Annotated in this window: 25 protein-coding genes and 1 pseudogene; 4 read left to right on the forward strand and 22 right to left on the reverse strand. The window is 47.1% G+C overall.

Going from position 1 to position 21,788, the window contains the following annotated elements:
• Positions 1–8: 8 nt before the first annotated feature.
• From rpiB to spoIIR, 6 genes are all read right to left on the reverse strand, one after another.
• The gene (rpiB, locus tag AC2CGA_RS09680) at positions 9–458 is read right to left on the reverse strand and encodes a ribose 5-phosphate isomerase B (RefSeq protein WP_003151149.1); all 450 of its coding nucleotides are present in this window, start codon (positions 456–458) and stop codon (positions 9–11) included.
• A gap of 133 nt (positions 459–591) precedes the next feature.
• The gene (locus AC2CGA_RS09685) at positions 592–1,047 is read right to left on the reverse strand and encodes a low molecular weight protein arginine phosphatase (protein WP_029325731.1); all 456 of its coding nucleotides are present in this window, start codon (positions 1,045–1,047) and stop codon (positions 592–594) included.
• Positions 1,048–1,120: 73 nt separating this feature from the next.
• Entirely contained in the window at positions 1,121–1,678 is a 558-nt protein-coding gene (locus tag AC2CGA_RS09690) for a manganese efflux pump MntP (protein WP_003151147.1), read from the reverse strand.
• A 68-nt stretch (positions 1,679–1,746) separates the two neighbouring features.
• Entirely contained in the window at positions 1,747–2,787 is a 1,041-nt protein-coding gene (locus AC2CGA_RS09695) for an L-threonylcarbamoyladenylate synthase (protein WP_003151146.1), read from the reverse strand.
• A gap of 156 nt (positions 2,788–2,943) precedes the next feature.
• Entirely contained in the window at positions 2,944–3,387 is a 444-nt protein-coding gene (locus tag AC2CGA_RS09700; protein ID WP_117614710.1) for a GNAT family N-acetyltransferase, read from the reverse strand.
• A 70-nt stretch (positions 3,388–3,457) separates the two neighbouring features.
• Positions 3,458–4,138 (reverse strand): stage II sporulation protein R, encoded by a 681-nt coding sequence (spoIIR, locus tag AC2CGA_RS09705; protein WP_003151144.1) that lies wholly within the window; start codon positions 4,136–4,138, stop codon positions 3,458–3,460.
• A 160-nt stretch (positions 4,139–4,298) separates the two neighbouring features.
• Between spoIIR and AC2CGA_RS09710 the strand changes: the two genes are divergently transcribed.
• Positions 4,299–4,673: a UPF0715 family protein gene (locus AC2CGA_RS09710; protein WP_003151143.1), complete on the forward strand. Its 375-nt coding sequence runs from the start codon at positions 4,299–4,301 to the stop codon at positions 4,671–4,673.
• On the opposite strand, the gene AC2CGA_RS09715 is transcribed toward AC2CGA_RS09710, so the two are convergent.
• From AC2CGA_RS09715 to prfA, 3 genes are all read right to left on the reverse strand, one after another.
• Positions 4,660–4,938, reverse strand: coding sequence for a DUF5316 family protein (locus AC2CGA_RS09715; RefSeq protein WP_021734081.1), 279 nt, complete (start codon positions 4,936–4,938; stop codon positions 4,660–4,662). The genes AC2CGA_RS09710 and AC2CGA_RS09715 overlap by 14 nt on opposite strands.
• Positions 4,939–5,008: 70 nt before the next feature.
• Positions 5,009–5,869, reverse strand: a complete 861-nt coding sequence (gene prmC / locus AC2CGA_RS09720; protein WP_003151141.1) for a peptide chain release factor N(5)-glutamine methyltransferase — start codon at positions 5,867–5,869, stop codon at positions 5,009–5,011.
• Position 5,870: 1 nt separating this feature from the next.
• Positions 5,871–6,941: a peptide chain release factor 1 gene (prfA, locus tag AC2CGA_RS09725; protein ID WP_003151139.1), complete on the reverse strand. Its 1,071-nt coding sequence runs from the start codon at positions 6,939–6,941 to the stop codon at positions 5,871–5,873.
• 111 nt (positions 6,942–7,052) lie between these two features.
• Here prfA and gloA2 point away from each other — a divergent pair, with 111 nt between their 5' ends.
• Positions 7,053–7,436, forward strand: coding sequence for an SMU1112c/YaeR family gloxylase I-like metalloprotein (gloA2, locus tag AC2CGA_RS09730; protein WP_139885467.1), 384 nt, complete (start codon positions 7,053–7,055; stop codon positions 7,434–7,436).
• A 110-nt stretch (positions 7,437–7,546) separates the two neighbouring features.
• Positions 7,547–8,110 (forward strand): chromosome-anchoring protein RacA, encoded by a 564-nt coding sequence (gene racA, locus AC2CGA_RS09735; RefSeq protein ID WP_003151137.1) that lies wholly within the window; start codon positions 7,547–7,549, stop codon positions 8,108–8,110.
• A gap of 33 nt (positions 8,111–8,143) precedes the next feature.
• Here racA and AC2CGA_RS09740 read toward each other — a convergent pair whose 3' ends face one another.
• The 11 genes and pseudogenes from AC2CGA_RS09740 to spo0F form a co-directional block, all read right to left on the reverse strand.
• The gene (locus AC2CGA_RS09740; RefSeq protein ID WP_003151136.1) at positions 8,144–9,100 is read right to left on the reverse strand and encodes an AEC family transporter; all 957 of its coding nucleotides are present in this window, start codon (positions 9,098–9,100) and stop codon (positions 8,144–8,146) included.
• An 86-nt stretch (positions 9,101–9,186) separates the two neighbouring features.
• Positions 9,187–10,884: an oxaloacetate-decarboxylating malate dehydrogenase gene (gene malS, locus AC2CGA_RS09745; protein WP_003151135.1), complete on the reverse strand. Its 1,698-nt coding sequence runs from the start codon at positions 10,882–10,884 to the stop codon at positions 9,187–9,189.
• Between the two features lie 276 nt (positions 10,885–11,160).
• Complete coding sequence (locus AC2CGA_RS09750; protein WP_014306007.1) at positions 11,161–11,751, reverse strand: thymidine kinase; 591 nt, start codon at positions 11,749–11,751, stop codon at positions 11,161–11,163.
• Positions 11,752–11,835: 84 nt separating this feature from the next.
• Positions 11,836–12,036, reverse strand: coding sequence for a 50S ribosomal protein L31 (rpmE, locus tag AC2CGA_RS09755; protein WP_003151132.1), 201 nt, complete (start codon positions 12,034–12,036; stop codon positions 11,836–11,838).
• Positions 12,037–12,158: 122 nt separating this feature from the next.
• On the reverse strand, positions 12,159–13,445 hold the full coding sequence (rho, locus tag AC2CGA_RS09760; protein WP_003151107.1) for a transcription termination factor Rho: 1,287 nt from the start codon (positions 13,443–13,445) through the stop codon (positions 12,159–12,161).
• Positions 13,442–13,650, reverse strand: a pseudogene (locus tag AC2CGA_RS09765) (hypothetical protein). Before AC2CGA_RS09765 ends, rho begins: the two are co-directional and overlap by 4 nt.
• Positions 13,651–13,851: 201 nt before the next feature.
• Entirely contained in the window at positions 13,852–14,817 is a 966-nt protein-coding gene (glpX, locus tag AC2CGA_RS09770; protein WP_003151105.1) for a class II fructose-bisphosphatase, read from the reverse strand.
• A gap of 33 nt (positions 14,818–14,850) precedes the next feature.
• On the reverse strand, positions 14,851–16,140 hold the full coding sequence (locus AC2CGA_RS09775; RefSeq protein ID WP_015387571.1) for a UDP-N-acetylglucosamine 1-carboxyvinyltransferase: 1,290 nt from the start codon (positions 16,138–16,140) through the stop codon (positions 14,851–14,853).
• 310 nt (positions 16,141–16,450) lie between these two features.
• Positions 16,451–17,089 carry a fructose-6-phosphate aldolase gene (gene fsa, locus AC2CGA_RS09780; protein WP_003151103.1) on the reverse strand — a complete coding sequence of 213 codons (639 nt, stop codon included), beginning with the start codon at positions 17,087–17,089 and terminating at the stop codon, positions 16,451–16,453.
• 118 nt (positions 17,090–17,207) lie between these two features.
• Positions 17,208–18,065, reverse strand: a complete 858-nt coding sequence (locus tag AC2CGA_RS09785) for a class II fructose-bisphosphate aldolase (RefSeq protein WP_003151102.1) — start codon at positions 18,063–18,065, stop codon at positions 17,208–17,210.
• 175 nt (positions 18,066–18,240) lie between these two features.
• Positions 18,241–18,615 (reverse strand): sporulation initiation phosphotransferase Spo0F, encoded by a 375-nt coding sequence (gene spo0F, locus AC2CGA_RS09790; RefSeq protein WP_012118670.1) that lies wholly within the window; start codon positions 18,613–18,615, stop codon positions 18,241–18,243.
• A 164-nt stretch (positions 18,616–18,779) separates the two neighbouring features.
• Between spo0F and AC2CGA_RS09795 the strand changes: the two genes are divergently transcribed.
• On the forward strand, positions 18,780–19,301 hold the full coding sequence (locus AC2CGA_RS09795) for a DUF2529 domain-containing protein (RefSeq protein WP_014306009.1): 522 nt from the start codon (positions 18,780–18,782) through the stop codon (positions 19,299–19,301).
• A gap of 47 nt (positions 19,302–19,348) precedes the next feature.
• Here AC2CGA_RS09795 and pyrG read toward each other — a convergent pair whose 3' ends face one another.
• Positions 19,349–20,956 (reverse strand): glutamine hydrolyzing CTP synthase, encoded by a 1,608-nt coding sequence (gene pyrG, locus AC2CGA_RS09800; RefSeq protein WP_003151098.1) that lies wholly within the window; start codon positions 20,954–20,956, stop codon positions 19,349–19,351.
• A gap of 240 nt (positions 20,957–21,196) precedes the next feature.
• Complete coding sequence (gene rpoE / locus AC2CGA_RS09805) at positions 21,197–21,724, reverse strand: DNA-directed RNA polymerase subunit delta (RefSeq protein WP_015387570.1); 528 nt, start codon at positions 21,722–21,724, stop codon at positions 21,197–21,199.
• Between the last annotated feature and the right edge of the window lie 64 nt (positions 21,725–21,788).

The raw sequence follows: 21,788 nt of genomic DNA on the forward strand, positions 1-21,788 counted from the left end.
AGCACCTCTTACAGATTTTTTTCTTCGTAATCTGCGATTTTGCCGATCCGCCGTTCGTGGCGGCCGCCCGTAAATTCAGTCGTCAGCCAGACTTTTGCGATTTCGCGCGCCAGCCCCGGGCCGATGACGCGTTCGCCCATCGCAAGAACATTCGTGTCATTGTGTTCACGCGTCGCTTTTGCGCTGAAGGTGTCATGGGCAAGCGCACAGCGTATGCCCTTTACCTTATTTGCGGAGATGCTCATGCCGATGCCTGTGCCGCAAATTAAAATTCCCCTGTCAGCTTCGCCGTTCACCACTTTTTCCGCTACCGGAAAAGCGTAGTCTGAATAATCGACAGAGCCGGCGCCGCATTCACAGCCCATATCAATGTATTCAATCTGCAATTCATCCAAAAGACTTTTTATTTCTTCGCGGATATGGACGCCGCCGTGATCTGACGCAATAGCTACTTTCATTCATTTACCTCCTAGGTGTGGCTGGGCGAAGACAGCCCAGTGTGCTTGTCCTTTTTATTACGAAATCCGTTGATTTCATTCTACTCTTTCACATTCGTTTTGCAAATGACCTGTTTGCAGATTTTCTGACAGATTACTTGCTTTTCCCGTCAAGCAATTGATCAGCCAAAAGGGTCAGCAGCTCCTCCAGTTCGTCCCGCGTCTGTTTATAAACATCAAGCGGACCGCCGAACGGGTCAGAGATATCGCCGCTTTCCCCCGTCACGTATTCTTTAATGGTAAAAACTTTGCCCTGACTGTTTTGATATCGGCCTTCAATCAGCTGTTTATGCTGTTCGGTCATCGCCAGCACCAGGTCGGCCGTCTCGATATGTTCTTCCGATAAGGGAGATGAACTGTGATTGAGGGCGATCCGTTTTTCAAACAGCGCTTCTACGGCATGAGCCGACGCTTTTCCGTGCGGAGACGCGAATACGCCGGCCGAGCTTACGCTGACATCCAGCCCTTTCGTTTCTGCTATGGATTTAAAAAGAGCCTCAGCCATGGGACTGCGGCACGTATTGCCTGTACAAACAAAGATTATTTTCATGTCCGTCACCTCTTACTGCCTATTATAAATGAAGAAAAAAGAAACGGCATCTTCGTTTCTTTTTTTACGTATCTTATATCGGTAAAAGCAGTTTCAGCCCGAATCCGATCAAAATGGCTCCGCCAAGCGCTTCGCTGTAGGAGCCGAGCCACGACTGCACCTTTCTTCCCGCCAAAAGACCCGCCCATGTTAAAACGGTGCTGAAGACCCCGAACAGCGTAACGGCCAGAAACGGATTGGAGCCGTTCATCCCGAGACTGAGCCCGACAGAAAAGCTGTCCAGACTGACACCGACCGCAAACAGCAACAGTCCCGAGCCTGCCGGAGATATGAGCGGCCCGTCTGATTGTTTAAACGCGGCGATCATCATCTGCACCCCTAAAATGAAAAGAAGAGATCCGCCGATGTAAACGGCGAGCATCCCCAGAAAACCGGACAGCAGATGCCCGGCCGCCATTCCCACAAGCGGCATCATGACATGAAACAGCCCGATGACAACCCCTATATGAAAAATCTGTTTTTTCTTCAGCTGAATCATTCCCATTCCGAGCCCGACGGAAAAGGCATCCGTCCCCAAAGCAAATGCCATGATGCTTAAGGAGACAAGTTCCCCGATGAATAGATTCGACATGAATAAAAACCCCCCTTGGACGTGCCCGCTTGTTTAGCTTATGCATGTCCGATAAGGGGTAGAACAAGTTAATGGATAACGGTGCCGCCTGCGGCTTTCATCAGCCTGTTCATAACGGCGAGCCCCACTCCGGTATCCGGAAAGGACTCAGAAATAATCATATCCACTTCCGCTTCATCAAAGCTGCGGAGCGCATCGTATAAGGCGGACGCCACTGTTTCAAGGTCGGCGCGTCTGCCGCAGACCTTGATATAATCAGCCTGGTAACTATCGGCGTTCTCTTCTGTTGTCAAAATGCCGATTCGTTTTCCCCGGCTTTTATATGCGTCTGCCAGTTCTTGAATTCTCCGGGCGCCGCCGTCGGCAATAGCCATCGGCGCAGAAGGCGCGTAATGTGTATATTTCATACCGGGAGAAATAGGAACCTCATCTTCTTCGGTCAGCCCTTTATCCACAAGAACCGGACCGGCGGCGGATTCAATCTGCTCTTTTGTCACGCCGCCCGGACGAAGCAGCACGGGCTGTTTCCCCGTACAGGACAGGACGGTTGATTCCACTCCGATTCCCGTCGCGCCGCCGTCAACAATACCGGCAATGCGGCCGTTTAAATCATGAGCTACATGCTCGGCCTTCGTCGGGCTCGGTTTTCCTGATAAATTGGCGCTCGGCGCGGCGATCGGCAGTCCGGCCGAGCTGATGAGGGCTAATGCTGCCGGATGATCAGGCATTCTGACCGCTACCGTCTCAAGTCCCGCGGTGACACGGGGTGACAGCACACCGGGCTTACACGGCAGGACAAGGGTCAGCGCCCCCGGCCAGAATAGCTCCATAAGCTTTTTCGCCGTCTCAGGAATATGGCTGATAAAACGATCAAGCTGGCTGATATGGGATATATGCACAATCAGCGGGTTATCGCTCGGCCTTCCTTTCGCCTCATATATTTTCGTTACGGCTTCCGTATTTTCAGCGTTAGCGCCCAGTCCGTAAACGGTTTCTGTCGGAAAAGCCACAACCTCATTCTGCCGGAGCAATTCCGCGGCTTGTGTAATTTGGGGATCGGTTGTGGATAATTCTGCGGAACAATCCACAAACCATCTTCTTGTTTTCATGTATAACCAAACTCCTTATTTTAAAGCGGTAAAACTTTATTTTCTCTCATGTATTCCTTTTGAAAGTATAAAAGATGTCCTTTAATAAAACAAGTGTTATCCACAAACTGTGGACAACACTTTTTAATAAGTGGATAACCTTGTGTATAAGTTAGATCAGGCAGAGGTTTTCACCATTAAAAACGAACCTTCTGTGCATAACGAGTTGCGGAAATGTTCGGACGTATACAGTTCATCAGGCGCATCGGCGCACGCTTCAAATCCCATCACATTCAGAAACTCAGCAGATGAGGGCTGATTGGCGACTAAGTAGACATCTTGAATCTCATGTTTTTTGCACAGTACATCCATACTTTGAAACAGCGTAACGATATGGCTTTGATTCAGCCTGTCCGACATGACGAGTGAACGGAGAAGCCCTTTTCCGCCGCTGAATTTTTCGATCCCGAGACAGGCGGCAATCTTTTTTTCGCTGTCTTCCAGCACGATAAACCGGCTGATCTGCTGATCGATTTTCGCATGTGCCGTATCAGACTTTTTCAAAAAGGCCTCCAGCGCCTCCGTATCTTGATCTCTTGCCACTCTCAGCTGATAAAACATATATTTCCCTCCGTTTCGATCAACTCTTTCTTCCAATCTATGAATCGAATCCGGATTTATGCCTTTTGCTTCAGGAAAATAGATCTGAAATCCAATCGACGAGGAAAAACTTCACTTCGGTATCATCGTCATCTTTATTTTCTTTCTTCGCTTTATCAGCCTTTGCTTTTACGTCATCCAGCACTTTTTCTGTCTGTTTCTGCGTTTCTTCCTGCTTCTGTCCGCCGTCTTCCTGATCTTTCACCGCTTCGCCGTTTGAGAAATCAAGGAAGCACAGCGGCGGAAACAAGACGCACCACCAGTTGGCGCCCTCGCCATTGCCGAGTGTAATTAAAATGGCTTCATATTTTCCGGCCGGATAGACCATATTGCCGTACAGCTTTGTCGGAAACGAGATTTTATTGAATTGAACTGAAACGGATTGATGCGCACCCTTTTCTTTCATCGTTTGTTTGGCGATTTCTTTAATTTCAGGAAGCTTCGAACGAATGAGCCGCCGCGCTTCTTCAATGGAAGTGATATCTTTCACCCAGTCTGTGATTTGCTTGTTTACAGCATCTCTGATCTGGCGCTTGAGCTTTTGATCTTCATCGTTATCACTGTTGGCCAAAATTCTGAGCCGGATCGCTTCATCCGGTATGACGACGGGCTCATCGGCTGATGCCCGCGCCGTTTCTTCTTTTGTCAAACCCGCAAGCGCTCCTGATAATAAAAGAAAAATATATATGCAGATCATCATTGTCTGTTTCATCGGTCCCCACCGTTCCTCTCCGTGCTTTTTTTATCTAGTCCCATTATGGACATGACGGAAAAGGTTTAAACCGGCGGGAAGAAAAAAATCTAGCAAGCTGATAATCTGCATTGACAGATTCAAAATATGGTACGATATTATTTTGATAGGAGGTTTTCAGATGAAATATAATTACACCGTGCTGCTGTCGGCGGCATGTATGTCTGTCATTTATTCTATTTTGTATGTTCATCAATTCATTATCGCGGCTTTCATTTCGATGGCGTTTTATTTTTTGTTTCCTTATTTGATTTTTGCGCTGCCGCTTCAATACTTTCTGAATAAAAAGCCGAAGAGATTTCATCCGCTGTATTTTCTTTATTATTTGGGGGTGTCGTTCATTGCAAACGGGATCATCTTCGGTCTTTTGCAGCCGTCAGGCCAATCTCTGTTTTCTAATTCAGCCTTTTATATCTTTGCGGTTTTAACAGCCGTCGTCTATTGGGTATGGGATTCCGTATTGCTGCAAAGACAAAATCCGGCTACAGAAGCGTAATCAGCAGACAGCCGGCTGAAGGGAGAGCGGCGCAAAAGAAAACGGCGGCCATCTTTAAACGGGCGCGCCGTCCTTCTTCTGTTTCAGAATGATAATTGGCCCGCTGCTCCGCTCCGCTTACGGCCAGCCCGGAAACGATGACCGCTGCGACGATAAGAACAGCCGTAACGGCGCCGAGAATGATGTCAAAGCCAAACGGCAGGACAAATCCAGCCGCATAAGCTGCGGCGGCGAGTATACATCCGAAGGCGAACGCTTTTTTCAAGGCGGATGCCCCTTTCATTTTCTTTCCATTGTAACAAAAGCCCGCCGTGTGCGTCACCGGCGGGCTTTTTTCATGATGTGATGACCGCGGATACGGTTCTGTCTTTTCCGTTGATGTCCTGTACGACTTCCACTTCCGCATTCGGAAAGGAATGACGGAACAGGTCTTTCACGGCTTTTCCCTGATTATATCCGATTTCAAAGACGACAAGCGCTTTATCTTTCATGACAAGAGGCAGCTCCTCCATAAACCGCTTGTAGAATTTCAAACCGTCACCGCCGTCCGTAAGTGCATGAAGCGGCTCATGGAAACGGACGATATCCGACAAATCCGCCATTTCTTCTTCAGAAATATACGGCGGATTGGAAACAATAATATCCGCTTTTATTCCTGATGAAATAAAAGGAGTTAACAGATCTCCCTGCAAAAAGCGGACGTCCGCTCCGAGGTTTTGCGCATTTCTTTCCGCCACCTGAAGCGCTTCTTTTGAAATGTCCGAAGCCGATACTGAAAAATGTCCGCATTCAAGCGCGAGCGTCACCGCAATGGCTCCGCTCCCCGTACCGATATCAATGACGTTCAGGCGTTCTCCCTCAGAAAACACCCGCTTCTGTCTGTCCAGCAGATGAAAGACGACTTCTTCCGTTTCCGGACGCGGAATGAGAACATCGTCATTCACAAAGAATTCCCTGCCGTAAAACTGTTCTTTCCCGATAATATATTGAATCGGAACGCCTTCTTTATGCATTTCCACATGCCGTCTGAATCGGTAAAGCTCGTCCTCGCCGACGGGCTCCTGCAGACTTGCGAGAAGCTTGCTCCGATCCATTCCGGTATCATTTAACAGCAGCAGCTCGGCCGCGTTTTTTTCTCTTCCCGCTTCGGTTAAATAAGAAGAAGCCCAGCTTAGGGCTTCAAAAACGGTCTTCATCTTAATTTTCCGCCTGCTGGAGCTTGCTTGACTGGTCTTCTACGATTAACGCTTCAACCACTTCATCAAGCTTGCCTTCCAGGATTTGATCCAGCTTTTGAATCGTCAGGCCGATGCGGTGATCCGTCACACGGTTTTGCGGGAAATTGTATGTGCGGATACGCTCGGAACGGTCGCCTGATCCGACGGCTGATTTACGGGTCTGATCATATTCAGCCTGAGCTTCCTGCTGGAATTTGTCATAGATTCTGGCGCGGAGCACCTTCATCGCTTTTTCTTTATTTTTAATCTGAGATTTTTCATCCTGACAGGATACGACGACACCGGTCGGTAAATGCGTCAGGCGTACGGCCGACATCGTCGTGTTTACGCTTTGTCCGCCCGGTCCGCTTGATGCGAATGTATCGACGCGGATGTCTTTTTCGTGGATGTCCACTTCTACTTCTTCCGCTTCAGGAAGACACGCCACCGTCGCCGTGGATGTATGAATACGGCCGCCTGATTCCGTTTCCGGCACACGCTGTACGCGGTGCGCGCCATTTTCATACTTCAGCTTGGAGTATGCGCCTTTTCCCGTAATCATAAAGATAATTTCTTTGTAACCGCCCGTTCCGGTCACGTTTGCTTCCATGACTTCAGTCTTCCAGCCTTGGATTTCGGCGTAACGGGAGTACATTCTGTAGAGATTTCCCGCAAACAGCGCGGCTTCTTCTCCTCCCGCTGCTCCGCGGATCTCCATGATTACGTTTTTGTCATCGTTCGGGTCTTTCGGGATGAGGAGCACTTTCAAACGCTCTGATAAGGTTTCCGTCTCTCCCTGCAGTTCGGAGATTTCTTCCTTCACCATTTCTCTCATATCGGCATCAAGCTTTTCCTCAAGCATCGCTTTCGCATCGGCAAGCTGTTCTGATGCGTCTCTGTATTGTCTATAGACTTCAACGGTTTCTTGTATATCAGATTGCTCTTTCGAATATTCTCTAAGCTTTTTCGGATCGTTGACCACTTCCGGATCACTTAAAAGCTCATTTAATTTTTCGTATCGTTGTTCAATTGACTGTAAACGGTCTAACACGGTCTTCACCTCTGTTTTCCTGTGCGTAACATTCTCATTATAGTATAGGGCTTATCACCAGTCAAAAGCAATTCGCCTCTGTTATACTGAAGCAAAAAAGGAGGGGCGGATATGCTGAAATCCATCCACCATATAGCAATCATATGCTCTGATTATGAAAAGTCGAAAGCTTTTTACACCGAGATACTCGGTTTCGGCATTATAAAAGAAACATACCGAAAGGAACGGGAATCTTATAAACTCGATCTGGCGCTGGACGGCGCGTATGCGATTGAATTGTTTTCCTTTCCCGATCCGCCCGAACGGCCGACCAGACCGGAAGCCGCGGGTCTCAGGCATCTCGCCTTCACCGTAAACGATCTTGAAGCAGCCGTCAGGGAGTTAAAGGAAAAGGACGTCGGCACAGAACCGATCAGAACCGATCCGCTGACGGGGAAACGGTTTACCTTTTTCTTCGATCCCGACAAGCTTCCGCTTGAATTGTATGAAGCGTAACGTTTTTTGAAGAAATGCCGCTTTCTTTGGCGAATTCCTTCTTGTTTTGTCTAACATGAAGGGAACGCCGCCTCATGGTCGAATACCTAGCAAAAAGGAGGTATGTGATCATGAATACAAACATGGCCGCGAAAGAGCTCGGCGTCTCCGCAAAAACGGTGCAAAGGTGGGTCAAGCAGCTGAATCTTCCGGCTGAACGGAATGAGCTCGGACATTATTCCTTTACACCTGAGGATCTTGATGTGCTGAAATCGGTCAAACGGCAAATTTCTGAAGGCACTGCCCTTCTGGACGTTCAAGTGCCCCGGCAGCCGAAAAAACGGACGGGCTTCATTTTGCAGCGTCCGAAAATCAATGGCGGCGCTGAACAAAGGTTGGCAGAGCTGGAGCGTAAACTGGACATTCTCACGAAAGAGAAACAGGATGAGAACCATCTGCTTTCAAGGATAGAGGAGCTTGAACGCCAGCTGAAACAAAAGGCGGATGAAGGGGTGTCTTATCAGCTTCTTCAGCACAGACGGGAAATTGACGACCTCAATACCGAATTGCAGACATTGGCCTCCCGCATCCAGGAACTTGCCCAGACAGCTCCCCTCTCAGAAACAGCCGCTTCTTCAGAACATAAGAAACCCAGAAAAAAAACGAGATTTTCGCCTTTTAAATTTCAATTCTAATCAAAAAAGCTCCCTGAAACAGGGAGCTTTTCATTATGCAGTCAGCGCAATGATGATCGGCAGTGAGATAAGAGATAAAATCGCACTGATCACGAACGCGGACGCAGTTTCTTCCTCTTGTTTTTCGAAACGTGTGGCAATCATCGCCGCTACCGCAGATCCAGGGAATGCGACGAGCAATACCGCTTTAGTGATCTGGTCAGCCGGAAGTCCGACTGCAAGAGCGATCAAGTACATCAGCGCAGGCTGAACGGCAACTTTTAACAAAGCGATACCGAAAGCCGGCAGACTGAGCTTGATGTTGCGGATACCGACAGTTACACCGACGGCAAAGAGTGCAACACCTGATGTTGTGCTTCCGAGCTGATCAAGCATTTTTTCACCCAAGCCAGGGAGTGTTACACCGCAGAGTACCAGGATGATACTGATAAGCGGTGCAGCCGCAAGCGGTTCGGAAAGACCGTGAAGAATAGACTTACCAGTCATTTTCCAGAAGTTCTCGTTTTCGCTGTCTTGTTTCTTAGATGACTCTCCGACAGTAGCGATAATGATCGCAAGCGGGTCAAGGATGGCGTTAACCACGATACCCGTAACGGCGATAGGAATCGCTACTTCGTTTGCTCCGAATAAGCTTCCGAGTACCGGAATACCCATAAATGCAAATGTCGGCTGTGCAGAGTTTAAAGAAAATACAGATGAATTCGTTAAATCATACTTGAAGATAAATTTGCAAACCAACAAAATGACGATAAAGAATCCGACAATCCCAATGATCAAAGCGATCATTAAAGGAACCTGTGATAAAAACGCACTTCTTGAAGTGGTTAAAATACTTGCGATAAAATGCGCCGGAAGCGCGTACTTCGTAACTAAGGTGCTTACCCCTTTTGCTGACTTCGCGTCATAACTTCCGAAGCGACCTGCGAACCATCCCAGCACGATCACGAAAAAGATCGGCGCCAGGAGGATTAAAATATCTAAGAAGCTCAAAATATTCTCCTCCAAATCCTTAATGTCCGTATACTTTAGCCTTTACATAAAAGCTTTCCCTCGGACTGTAAAATTAATCGTAAAAATTATTTAGCGATAACTTGTTTATATTGCGGTTTCCACATTGCATCAAGAACGGCTTGTTCTACATTCTCAGGAATGCGGTTTGCCACGCCTTCTTTAATGGCAGTTTCCGCTACGGCGATCGCAACTTTAATTGAAACTTCTTGTAAGTCGCTCATGCTCGGCAGAAGGCCTGCACCCGGTGTTTCAAAATCAACGCTTTCTGCGATTGCGTCAGCAGTTGCCGCAAACATTGCAGGAGTAATCACTTTCGCTTCTACAACGATTGAACCGAGACCAAGTCCAGGGAACGCGAATGCGTTGTTAGATTGTCCGATTTCATGAGAAACGCCATTGTACTCTACATTGTCAAACGGGCTTCCTGTCGCCACAAGCACTTTGCCGTCAGTCCATTTGAATAGATCGCTAGGAACGGCTTCAGCAAGCGGTGTCGGGTTAGACATCGGCATGATGACCGGACGCTCAACGTGTTTTGCCATTTCTTTGACGATTTCTTCACTGAACGCGCCGCTTTGGCCTGATGTACCGATTAAGATTGTCGGTTTCGCTTGACGGATCACTTCAATGAAAGGAATTTGTCCGTTTTCATCGCGTTTCCAATCTTTAATTTCTTCAGCTGTGCGCAGGTACGGCTCTTGGAAATCAAGAATGTTTTCCATACCTTCAATTAACAAGCCTCTGTAGTCCATTGTGTAGAACGCTTTGTTGGCTTCTTCTTCAGAAAGACCGGCAAGCACCATAGTGTCGCGGATTTGGTCAGCGATTCCGATTCCGGCAGATCCCGCACCGAAGACAACCACACGCTGGTCTTTAATAGACGCGCCTGTTTTCTTCATAGCCGCAAGCACACCTGCAAGCGTAATCGCGCCTGTTCCTTGAATGTCATCGTTGAATGTAAGAATTTCATGGTTGTATTTCTTCATGATATTGCGCGCGTTTTTGTTTCCAAGGTCTTCCCAGTGAAGAAGAGCTTTAGGGAAATATTTAAGCGCAGCTTTTACATAAGCGTCAATGAAAGCTTCATAACGTTCGCCTTGGATACGTTCATGGCGGTTACCGATGTATAAAGGATCGTTCAGAAGTTTTTCATTGTTCGTACCGACGTCAAGAACGACAGGAATAACACGGCTTGGGTCAATACCGGCAGCAGCTGTGTATACGGCTAATTTACCGATGGCGATGTTGATACCGCCTACACCCCAGTCACCGATTCCGAGGATGCTTTCTGAGTCTGTCGCAACGATCAGATCAATATCTCCGGCAGTGGCATGAAGGTTTTCAAATGCCTCTTCGATTCCTTCTACATTGTCGATAGAAAGGTAAATCCCTTGAGGTCTTCTGTACTCATGGCTGTATTCTTGAATCGCTTCACCGACAGTCGGTGTGTAAACAACCGGCAGCATTTCACGAAGATGGTTTTGAAGCAATTTAAAGAAAAGAACTTCGTTACGGTTTTGCAAATCATTCAAATACACGTTTTGGCGAAGGCGGTCCGGCTGAGCTTGAAACTGCTCGTATGCGCGTTTTGCCTGCTCATCAAGAGACAGAATGGTCGGAGGAAGCAGCCCGTCTAATCCAAGGCTTTTTCTTTCTTCTGCTGAAAACGCAACACCTTTATTTAAAGTAGGGATAGATAGAACTTCTTTTCCTCTTAAAGTAGTTTCTAAGTTGCCTTCCTTCGTTACTTTAATATTATTCAAGAAAATCTCCTTCTTTCTTCAAATAGTTAACAAAGTTAAGTAATTACCCATTTTGGCTAGTGTGATCGCGATCTGCTATATCTTTTTTTGACAATTATTCGAACAATGTCTCATAACTATTTACATTACTTAGTCATTTTATGCCTGTAAAAATGAAAATTCAAGAGATGAAAATTACTTAATTTTTTCATACTCTTTTTTAAGTTAATTAACTACAATTTTTGAAAAACCGTCAAAAAAACACCGGATTTTTTACCGATGTTTTCATGAAAAGGGTTATTTATCAGTCTGTTTTTTCGGCACTTCGTGGTGATGTCTGCATCTCGCTTCGTATGACTCCGACGCGCCGACTAAAATGACCGGATCATCATAGGAAGCGGGCTTCCCGTCAATCAAACGCTGCGTACGGCTTGCCGGCGACCCGCAAACGGAGCAGACCGCCTGCAGCTTCGTCACTGATTCGGCAACCGCCATCAGATTCGGCACCACGCCGAACGGCTCTCCCCGGAAATCCATATCAAGTCCGGCCGCGATGACACGATAGCCTTTATCCGCAAGCAAGGATAAGTCGCCGATGATCGATTCGCCGAAAAACTGCACTTCATCTACCGCGATGACGTCCGTGCTTTCACTGATATGATCCCATATTTCAGCCGAAGACGAGATGACGTGGCTTGTCATGGATGTGCCGTTGTGAGAAACGACAGCCTCCTCACTGTAGCGATTATCAATGGCAGGTTTGAACACCTTGACCTCCTGCTTCGCATATGTCGCTCTTTTCACTCTGCGGATCAGCTCTTCTGATTTCCCAGAGAACATGCTGCCGCATATCAGCTCAAGCCATCCGCTTTGCTTCATTATGTACATAGGCTATCCGCTCCCCTTTTTTTCCTGTTTATGGACATAAAAAACAGGCAAGAAGCAATTCTTGCCTGCCTGTAAAATCTATTATTACTTAAGACCGTATTTTTTGTTAAAGCGATCAACACGACCATCAGCAGAAGCGAATTTTTGACGTCCAGTGTAGAATGGGTGGCATTCAGAGCAAATCTCAACGCGTACCTCTTCTTTTACTGAGCCTGTTTCAAATTCATTTCCGCAAGCGCATTTAACTGTTGCTTTTTTGAAATTAGGATGAATTCCTGCTTTCATTGTATCCATCTCCTTCCGCCCTGAATCCCGTGTGGAAACAGAGTTATTATTCCGGAGCGAATCCGGAACGCATATGAGAGAATTATATCAGTCATTTACTGCATTTGCAAATACATTTTTTATCAGCGGCGGGCTGATGATGAAAGGTTTGCCTGCTTCCATTCTTGGTTGATCAGATCGAAGAATTCCTGATTCGTTTTTGTTTTTTTCATTTTTCTCATAAACTTCTCTGCGAAGTCCGGAGAATCAGACATCGATTTGCGGATCGCCCATAGACGGTCAAGATGCTCTTTCGGCACGAGCAGCTCTTCCTTCCGCGTGCCGGAGCGGCGGATATCGATCGCCGGGAAAATCCGTCTTTCCGCAAGAGAACGGTCAAGGTGAAGCTCCATGTTGCCCGTTCCTTTAAACTCTTCATAGATGACGTCATCCATCCGGGAGCCCGTGTCTACGAGCGCCGTCGCCAAAATGGTCAGGCTGCCGCCCTCTTCAATGTTTCTCGCGGCACCGAAAAAGCGCTTCGGACGATGGAACGCAGCCGGGTCAATCCCGCCGGAAAGCGTACGTCCGCTTGGCGGGATAACGAGGTTGTAGGCCCGTGCCAGGCGGGTAATGCTGTCCATCAGAATGATAACGTCTTTTTTGTGTTCAACGAGACGCATCGCCCGTTCAAGCACAAGCTCCGCTACCTTAATGTGATTTTCCGGCACTTCATCGAACGTCGAGCTGACGACATCGCCCGCTACGGAACGTTCAATATCCGTTACTTCTTCCGGTCTTTCATCAATTAAGAGAACGATCAATTCAGCGTCAGGCTGATTTGTCGTAATGCTGTTAGCGATTTCTTTTAACAGCATGGTTTTACCGGCTTTCGGCGGCGCCACGATCAGACCGCGCTGGCCGAAACCGACGGGAGCCATCATATCGAGAATTCTTGTTGAGAGATAATTCGGTTTCGTCTCAAGCACCATTTGGCGGTCCGGATAAAGCGGAGTCAGCGCGGGAAAATGAACGCGCTCTTTCGCAGATTCCGGATCGTCTCCATTTACCGCTTCAACGTGCAAAAGTCCGTAATAGCGTTCGTTTTCTTTCGGAGGACGCACCTTGCCGGATACTTTGTCACCGTTTCTTAAATCAAAGCGGCGGATCTGGGAAGCAGAAATGTAGATGTCTTCTGAGCTTGGCGAGTAATTAATCGGTCTGAGGAAGCCGAATCCTTCCGATTGGATGATTTCGAGCACGCCTTCCATAAACAGAAGATCCTCCTGCTCGGCGTTGGCTTTCAGGATGGCAAAGATTAATTCTTTTTTAGTCAGTTTGCTGTAGTAGGAGATTTTATAATGTCTGGCCAGTTCATATAGTTCTTTTAATTTCATATTTTCCAAAGAGGAAATAGATACGTCTTTCATAAAAACACCACGCTTTTCATAGTCAATGTATTGCTGTTTTCATTCAAATCGGCTGCTTCGCATGATTCCGCCAAAGCACATTCTTTTATAAAACGTTCAGGAACTTCTATCGGTAACACTTCCACCCATGATCGGCGCTTTTTTAAAAAAGGAATGTCTTAATGAGTTTTGAAGGAAGCGAGGACAAAAACTTGAGAAGATCAATATTTATATCGTCTGTATGCGGTAGAATTTGAAAATTTCCCAGTACTCAAAAGAAGGAATGACACAGAAAAATCGCAGCACTCTTTATTTTTACCTCATTTCAAAAAATTATTCAACTTAAATAATGCTTTGACATATAAATGATAGGGTTGACTCTTTTTTGCAAAAGAAAAGCGGGACTTTCCGTCCCGCTTTTCTCTATTTATGGCCGGATCACAAGATTTGGTTTTTTCTTCAGGCTGTGTCTTCCGTCAACGAATCGGACCGTTCCTGATTTCGCCCGGATGACCAGGCTTTCAGTCGTGCCGACGGAGCCTTTGAACTGAACGCCTTTCAGCAGCTCTCCGTCCGTGACGCCCGTTGCGGCAAAAATGGCGTCATCCCCTCTCACAAGGTCCTCCATCCGGAGCACTTTGGATACATCAAGGCCCATTCGCTCACAGCGGGCCTGCTCTTCCGCACTTTGCGGCAGAAGCCTGCCGATGATTTCGCCGCCGAGCGCTTTTAACGCAACGGCAGACAGCACGCCTTCAGGAGCCCCGCCTGAACCGAAGAGAATATCTACTCCCGTATGGTCAAAGGCCGTATTGATGGCGCCCGCGACATCGCCGTCGTTGATCAGTTTGATTCTGGCGCCCGCCTCACGCAATTCAGAGATGATTTTTTCGTGTCTGTCACGATTTAAAATGGTTGCCACGACATCTTCAATGTCTTTGTTTTTCGCTTTCGCAACGGCTTTTAAGTTATCAATGACAGGCGCTTCGATATCGATGCAGCCTACCGCTTCGGGACCGACCGCGATTTTTTCCATATACATATCCGGGGCGTTCAGCAATGTTCCATGGTCGGCGACCGCGATCACCGTCAGCGCATTCCAGCCGCCGCTCGCTACGATGTTTGTGCCTTCAAGAGGATCGACGGCGACATCGACGCGCGGGCCGTATCCGTTTCCGAGCTTTTCGCCGATGTAAAGCATCGGCGCTTCATCCATCTCGCCTTCCCCGATCACGACCGTGCCTTTCATCGGCACCGTGTCAAACACGTCACGCATTGCGCTTGTCGCCGCATCATCAGCTTCATCTTTTTTCCCGCGGCCCATCCATCTGGCAGATGCTAAAGCCGCCGCTTCAGTGACTCGAACCAATTCCATCGATAAGCTTCTTTCCATTTCAACACGATCTCCTCTCAAAAGTCCGCATTTCTATGAATTTTGGAGCTGTTCTATCTCTTCGTCCGTCAGCCTTTGCCGCCAGATTGTGGCGCCCAGACCTTCGAGTTTTTTCTCAAGATTGCTGTAGCCGCGGTCTAAATGCTCAAGACCGGTAATTTCGGTTACGCCGTCAGCCATGAGCCCGGCGACGACCAGACAAGCGCCTGCACGCAGATCGCTCGCCTTTACTTTTGCGCCCTGAAGCTCGGCAGGACCGGTGATAATGGCCGACCTGCCTTCCACTTTCATATTGGCCCCCATCCGTCTCAGCTCATCAATATGTTTAAATCGGGCCGAGTAGATGGTGTCGGTTACGACGCTCGTGCCGCTGGCTCTCGTTAACAGAGATGTCATCGGCTGCTGAAGATCTGTCGGGAATCCCGGGTAAACAAGCGTTTTCACGTCGACCGGTTTTATCTGCTTCTGCCCGCCGAGCATAAGAAGCTGATCGTCACTCGCCTCAATGTAAAAACCCATTTCCCTGAGCTTCGCCGTTAAAGACTCCAGGTGAGTCGGTATAACATTATCAATAATGACTTCTTTCCCCATCGCGGCGCCGGCGATCATAAAGGTGCCCGCCTCAATTCTGTCCGGAATGATCGTATGCCTGCATCCGTGCAGCTCTTTTACGCCGTCGATTCTGATTACATTGGTTCCCGCACCTTTGATCTTTGCGCCCATGCTGGTGAGCAATGTGGCAACATCAATAATCTCAGGTTCCTTGGCGGCGTTTTCTATCACGGTTTTACCTTCAGCCAGTACAGCGGCAAGCATGATATTAATCGTCGCTCCGACGCTGACGACATCTAAATAAATCCGTGCGCCTCTCAGCCTTTCGGCGCGCAGATAAATCGCGCCTTGTTCATTGGTGACTTCCGCTCCAAGCGCCTCAAACCCTTTGATATGCTGGTCAATCGGCCGCGGACCGAGATGGCATCCGCCCGGCAGTCCGATGACCGCCTGTTTGAAGCGGCCGAGCATCGCGCCCATTAAGTAATAGGAAGCGCGGAGTTTTTTCACTTTGCCGTTGGGAAGCGGCATGCTGATCATCGGGGAAGGGTCAACGACCATTTCTCCTTTTTCAAAATGGACGTTTCCGCCGATTTCTTTCAGCAGGTCACGCAGCGTTTCAATATCTGAGATCTCCGGAAGCCCTTCGATCGTTACTTCGGAATTTGCCAGAATGGTTGCGGGTATCAATGCGACGGCGCTGTTTTTCGCACCGCTGATATGTACGGTTCCGTTTAACGGATCGCCGCCGGCAATATTCAACTTTTCCATGATAGTCTCCTTCCATAAGAAGATAGCTGCGGAGCGTAAATAAAATGGCATTTTATTCTGTCTCTGCAAATAAAGCTCTTGTCCAAAATGTAGCCAATTCGAAGAGAAAGAATACAAGGACATTATAAAATAACAGGAAGAAAATAGCGAAGCTTTGCGGGGCATTTTTAACACAGGATGCACAGAGGCCCGCCGGGTTCATATTCCGGGGAAACACACTCTTCACTTTGATACTGAAGGCCCGCTGCCAAACAGGAAAACATAAGGGTGCGGCAAACGGATGCAACCGGTTTGCCGCCCTTTTCGCCCCTTATTTATTCCAGTCAGCCAAGAATTGCTCGATGCCTTTATCCGTTAACGGATGTTTCGTCAGCTGGTGAATGACTTTCAGCGGCATCGTACCGATATGCGCACCGCGTAAAGCGGCTTCAGTCACGTGCTGCGCATGACGGATGGAAGCTGCGATGATTTGTGTATCAATGTCATGAATATCAAAAATCTGTCTTATTTCTGAAATCAGTTCAAGACCGTTATGGCCGATGTCATCCAGACGGCCTAAGAACGGAGATACATAAGTCGCCCCGGCTCTTGCCGCCAAAAGCGCCTGGTTGGCGCTGAAAATGAGCGTTACGTTTGTTTTAATGTTCAGGTCGCTCAGCGCTTTTACGGCTTTTAACCCTTCAGACGTCATCGGGATTTTCACCGTAATATTCGGCGCGATTTTCGCAAGTTCTTTACCTTCTTCAATCATTTCTTCAGCATTCAGGGAAATGACTTCCGCGCTTACTGATCCGCTCACGACTTCCGTAATCTCACGAAGTCTGTCATGGAAAGACACGTCAGCTTCTTTCGCCACTAAACTAGGGTTTGTCGTAACTCCGGCAAGAACGCCAAGTTCATAAGCTTCTTTAATCTCGTCAATGTTTGCTGTATCAATGAAAAATAACATAAGGAAAGCCTCCCCAGTAATAAATTTTCAGAACTGTAAAACATGATTGCGCTTTCTAAAGGTAAGACATAAAACCGCCTGTCAATGCTGTCAGGCGGTTTATGGATGTTACATTGGATTAAGCTTGGTTTGAAGAACCGAACTCACGCATTTTGCCGATAACCGTTTCTTTGATCGCTTCACGAGCAGGTCCAAGATATTTACGAGGATCGTATTCGTTCGGCTTAGCTGCCAATGTTTCGCGGACAGCTTTTGCAGAAGAAATTTGGTTTTCAGTGTTTACGTTGATTTTAGCCGTACCAAGTGAGATTGATTTTTTAATGTCGGCAGTCGGAATTCCTGTACCGCCGTGAAGTACTAACGGAAGGCCGGTTGATTTGCCGATATCTTCCATTTCTTTGAAACCGAGGTTCGGTTCGCCTTTGTAAGGGCCGTGAACAGAACCCAGTGCAGGTGCAAGGCAGTCGATGCCAGTGCGCTCTACAAGTTCTTGACACTCTTTAGGGTCAGCATAGATTACGCCTTCAGCGATCACGTCATCTTCCTGTCCGCCTACAGTTCCAAGTTCAGCTTCAACTGAAACGCCGTGGAAATGAGCAAGCTCAACCACTTTAGCTGTAGTTGCTACGTTTTCCTCAAACGGATGGTGAGATGCGTCGATCATTACAGAAGTGAAACCTGCATGAATCGCTTTCGCACAAGATTCAAAGCTTGAACCGTGGTCTAAGTGAATCGCGACAGGAACTGTCACTTTGTATTCTTCCATAAGAGCTTTAACCATGGCAACCACTGTTTTGAAGCCGCCCATGTAGCGTCCCGCGCCTTCTGAAACACCAAGAATAACCGGGGATTTTTCCTCTTCTGCTGCTTGTAAAATAGCTTGAGTGAACTCAAGGTTATTTAAGTTAAATTGTCCAACAGCATATCCTTTTTCTTTAGCTGTATTCAACATTTCCGTCATTGAAACTAAAGGCATGTCGAAAGTCCTCCTTATGTAGCCTGATTTGCTTCTTCTCGAAAAAAGCTTTCCACCTATAGCATGACCATAAAAACCTGTCATATGTAAAACAACAGATCGCTTTTTCTCCATCTCTAGGATACCAACTTTTCGACAAATCGGCAACACAATGACATAATTGTTTCTAATTTTATTAATTCGATTTTAGAGGTAAATATTTTTTCACCGCGTCTCTGATCTCATCAATGTCAAAAGGTTTCGCAAAATGAGTCAGCGCTCCGAGCTCTTTTGATTCCTTAATCATATCGAGTTCTCCGTAAGCGGTCATGATAATGACGCGGATGGATTCGTCGATCATCTTCATGCGCTTGAGAATTTCGATTCCGTCCATGCCGGGGATTTTCATATCTAAAAGCACGAGATCAGGCCGTTCTTTCGTTACGATGTCCAGCGCCTGTATGCCGTTGGCGGCCTGAAACGTCTGGTACCCTTCTTTATGGAACACTTCATTGAGCAATATGCGTATACCGTATTGGTCATCTACGATTAAAATCTTTTCATTCATCATTTTACACCCCAATATTATCATTTTCGTCAAAAGGAAGCAGTTGTTTATGTATTCTGTTTGATTTTCACATTTCCTTTAATTATAATAGTCTACTTTCCGACATTTTCTGAGCATTTTCTCTTTTGTTGTATACTGTTCTTGTATGTGTAAAGGAGGTTTCACTCATGTTAAAGATATTTACGACGCAGCTTGCAGGCATTTTTTCCCGCATTCAGGATAAGGAGTCCGATGCAATAGAAGACGGCGCGCGCCTGCTGGCGCAGGCAGCCGTCAGCGGTCATACCATTTATTTATACGGCGCAAATGAGATGCAGGGCATTTTGTGCGAGGCGGAGCTCGGCTCAGAACCGATGCCTTCTGTCAAAGCGTTTCCGGATACAGCTGATTCGATTACAGAAAGCGACAGGGTGCTGATGTTTTGTTCAGGTCCGGGCACGGCTGAAGAACAGGTGCTGGCTCAAAAGCTTTATGAAAAAGGGGTCGGCCTCGTTTGCGTATCTCCTGTCATCAAAGATCAAACCGGGATTGAGGAATTTTGTGATGTTCATATTGACAGCAAATTAAAAATGCCGCTTCTGCCCGATGAAGACGGGACAAGATACGGCTTTCCTTCATTAATGACAGGCCTGTATGTCTATCACGCGCTGTCCTTTACGTTAAAGGAAATGATGCAGGAATATGCCTGATGCAGAAAAAAGACTTGCCGCTTTTAAAGGAGGCAAGTCTTTTTTTATTACTTCTGTTCTGCAGCTTGTACGGAAGCGCCGATAAAGTCTTTGAATAAAGGCTGCGGTCTTGTCGGTCTTGATTTGAACTCAGGGTGGAACTGGCAAGCGACATACCAAGGATGGTCTTTCAGCTCGATGATTTCCACAAGACGGCCGTCAGGGCTTGTTCCTGAGAACACAAAACCGTTCTCTTCCATTTGCTGTCTGTATTCGTTGTTGAATTCATAACGGTGGCGGTGGCGTTCGTATACCACTTCATCCGCATACGCTTCGAAGGCTTTCGTGTCTTCCTGAAGCTTACAAGGGTACAGTCCGAGACGAAGCGTTCCTCCAAGATCCTCGACATCTTTTTGTTCTGGCAGAAGGTCGATGATCGGATAAGGAGTGGACGGATCGATCTCCGCAGAGTGAGCCCCTTCCAGGCCTAATACGTTTCGCGCATATTCAATGGATGCAATCTGCATACCGAGGCAGATGCCGAAGAACGGAATTTTATTCTCACGCGCATACTTGGCGGCGATGATTTTCCCTTCTACGCCGCGGTCCCCGAAACCGCCGGGCACGATGATTCCGTCTGTGCCGCCAGTCAGCTCTTGAATATTGCTTTCTGTCACTTCTTCGGCGTTAATCCATTTGATCTTCACATCAGCGTCAAACGCATAGCCCGCGTGGCGCAGTGATTCAACGACTGAAATGTAAGCGTCCTGAAGCTCGACGTATTTACCGACAAGGCTGATTGTAATGGTTTTAGACAAGTTTTTCACTTTCGTGACAAGGTCTTTCCATTCCGTCATATCCGGGTCTTTGCATTCTAATTTCATATGATCGCAGACAAGCTTATCGAGTCCCTGCTCCTGAAGGTTAAGCGGGATGGAGTAAAGGTTGTCCGCATCTTCACACTCGATGACCGCTTTCGTGTCAATATCGCAGAAGAGCGCAATTTTATCTTTCATATCTTGAGAAATCGGCATTTCCGTGCGCACAACGATGATATTAGGCTGAATACCGAGGCTTCTCAGCTCTTTTACGCTGTGCTGCGTCGGTTTTGTTTTCAGCTCGCCCGCCGCTTTGATGTACGGAACAAGCGTACAGTGAATGTACATCACGTTTTCATGGCCGATGTCGCTTTTCATTTGACGGATGGCTTCAAGGAACGGAAGAGATTCGATGTCTCCCACTGTTCCGCCGATCTCAGTAATGACTACATCTGCGTTTGTTTCTTTGCCTGCACGGTAAACACGGTCTTTCAGTTCATTTGTGATGTGCGGAATGACCTGAACCGTTCCGCCGAGGTAGTCCCCGCGGCGCTCTTTTTTCAATACGGCAGAATAGATTTTACCTGTCGTCACGTTGCTGAATCTGTTCAGATTAATGTCAATGAACCGCTCATAATGCCCTAAGTCAAGGTCAGTCTCAGCGCCGTCATCGGTAACGAATACCTCACCGTGCTGGTACGGGCTCATCGTTCCCGGGTCAACGTTGATATAAGGGTCAAATTTTTGGATGGTGACGCTCATGCCTCTGTTTTTCAAAAGGCGGCCAAGTGATGCTGCCACAATTCCTTTTCCGAGTGATGATACAACTCCCCCGGTTACAAAAATATATTTCGTCATTTCGTTTGCTCCTCTCTTCGGTCTGCGCTACATTCCTTAAAATGTGCCGTTTTATAGAAAATCATTTCACTAAAAACAAATGATGTGTAAAAGAATTTGGGAGATGAAAATAAGAAAGCTCCCTTTCAATTTCTTGAAAGGGAGCGTAGCACTCTTATGAATTCTCTTCTTTTTGAAGAGCCCAAAATACATACTACATAGTTCGACAATGAAAGTCAAGATCGTTTTGCTGATATAAAATCAGTCTTTGCGATCCTCTTCCTCATCATCATAATCTTCCTCATCTTCTTCAATCATCTCATCTTCAATCTCAAGCTCGTCGTCATCTTCTTCATCGATATCTTCGTCGTCAAAGCTGTCTGCGTCAAGGTCAATATCTTCTTCCATTTCATCGAGATCGATGTCATCTTCATCAACTTCCTCGAATTCATCAAGGTCGAGATCTTCCTCAACGGCTTTTTTCGCTTTTTTCTTTTTCGCTTTTACAGTCGGCTGTGTTTCTTCGTCCAGCTGATCGTACGGATACCAGCTGCGGAGCCCCCATGTCTGATCTGACAGAGCAATAAAGCGGCCGTCAATGTTGAGGTCTGTATAAAATTGGGCGATACGGTCGCCCAGTTCCTCTTTCGTAACACCGAGCAAGGAGATCATTTCATTCAGCAGCTCCTGGAACGGAACCGGTTTTTTATGTTCTGAGAAAATTTCGTGAGCGATTTCAACTAAAGCCATCTGCTTCAGCTGTTCCTGAGAATATTGTTTGATACTCAAGGTCGGACACTCCCTTTCTATTACTTATATGTATCTGTTTCTATCCTATAATAAGAACGAATTT

Source organism: Bacillus sp. SYZHCR11 (assembly GCF_057196865.1).

What these genes read in the sequence shown, in the direction of transcription:
- AC2CGA_RS09775 (WP_015387571.1), bottom strand. Translation starts at nt 16,140, where the DNA reads ATGGAAAAGTTGAATATTGCCGGCGGCGATCCGTTAAACGGAACCGTA.
- AC2CGA_RS09795 (WP_014306009.1), top strand. Translation starts at nt 18,780, where the DNA reads ATGTTAAAGATATTTACGACGCAGCTTGCAGGCATTTTTTCCCGCATT.
- rpiB (WP_003151149.1), bottom strand. Translation starts at nt 458, where the DNA reads ATGAAAGTAGCTATTGCGTCAGATCACGGCGGCGTCCATATCCGCGAA.
- rho (WP_003151107.1), bottom strand. Translation starts at nt 13,445, where the DNA reads ATGAAAGACGTATCTATTTCCTCTTTGGAAAATATGAAATTAAAAGAA.
- fsa (WP_003151103.1), bottom strand. Translation starts at nt 17,089, where the DNA reads ATGTTATTTTTCATTGATACAGCAAACATTGACGAGATTAAAGAAGCT.
- prmC (WP_003151141.1), bottom strand. Translation starts at nt 5,869, where the DNA reads ATGAAGACCGTTTTTGAAGCCCTAAGCTGGGCTTCTTCTTATTTAACC.
- glpX (WP_003151105.1), bottom strand. Translation starts at nt 14,817, where the DNA reads ATGGAAAGAAGCTTATCGATGGAATTGGTTCGAGTCACTGAAGCGGCG.
- AC2CGA_RS09785 (WP_003151102.1), bottom strand. Translation starts at nt 18,065, where the DNA reads ATGCCTTTAGTTTCAATGACGGAAATGTTGAATACAGCTAAAGAAAAA.
- gloA2 (WP_139885467.1), top strand. Translation starts at nt 7,053, where the DNA reads ATGCTGAAATCCATCCACCATATAGCAATCATATGCTCTGATTATGAA.
- AC2CGA_RS09685 (WP_029325731.1), bottom strand. Translation starts at nt 1,047, where the DNA reads ATGAAAATAATCTTTGTTTGTACAGGCAATACGTGCCGCAGTCCCATG.
- AC2CGA_RS09690 (WP_003151147.1), bottom strand. Translation starts at nt 1,678, where the DNA reads ATGTCGAATCTATTCATCGGGGAACTTGTCTCCTTAAGCATCATGGCA.
- AC2CGA_RS09700 (WP_117614710.1), bottom strand. Translation starts at nt 3,387, where the DNA reads ATGTTTTATCAGCTGAGAGTGGCAAGAGATCAAGATACGGAGGCGCTG.
- spo0F (WP_012118670.1), bottom strand. Translation starts at nt 18,615, where the DNA reads ATGATGAATGAAAAGATTTTAATCGTAGATGACCAATACGGTATACGC.
- racA (WP_003151137.1), top strand. Translation starts at nt 7,547, where the DNA reads ATGAATACAAACATGGCCGCGAAAGAGCTCGGCGTCTCCGCAAAAACG.
- AC2CGA_RS09750 (WP_014306007.1), bottom strand. Translation starts at nt 11,751, where the DNA reads ATGTACATAATGAAGCAAAGCGGATGGCTTGAGCTGATATGCGGCAGC.
- rpmE (WP_003151132.1), bottom strand. Translation starts at nt 12,036, where the DNA reads ATGAAAGCAGGAATTCATCCTAATTTCAAAAAAGCAACAGTTAAATGC.
- pyrG (WP_003151098.1), bottom strand. Translation starts at nt 20,956, where the DNA reads ATGACGAAATATATTTTTGTAACCGGGGGAGTTGTATCATCACTCGGA.
- AC2CGA_RS09710 (WP_003151143.1), top strand. Translation starts at nt 4,299, where the DNA reads ATGAAATATAATTACACCGTGCTGCTGTCGGCGGCATGTATGTCTGTC.
- AC2CGA_RS09695 (WP_003151146.1), bottom strand. Translation starts at nt 2,787, where the DNA reads ATGAAAACAAGAAGATGGTTTGTGGATTGTTCCGCAGAATTATCCACA.
- spoIIR (WP_003151144.1), bottom strand. Translation starts at nt 4,138, where the DNA reads ATGAAACAGACAATGATGATCTGCATATATATTTTTCTTTTATTATCA.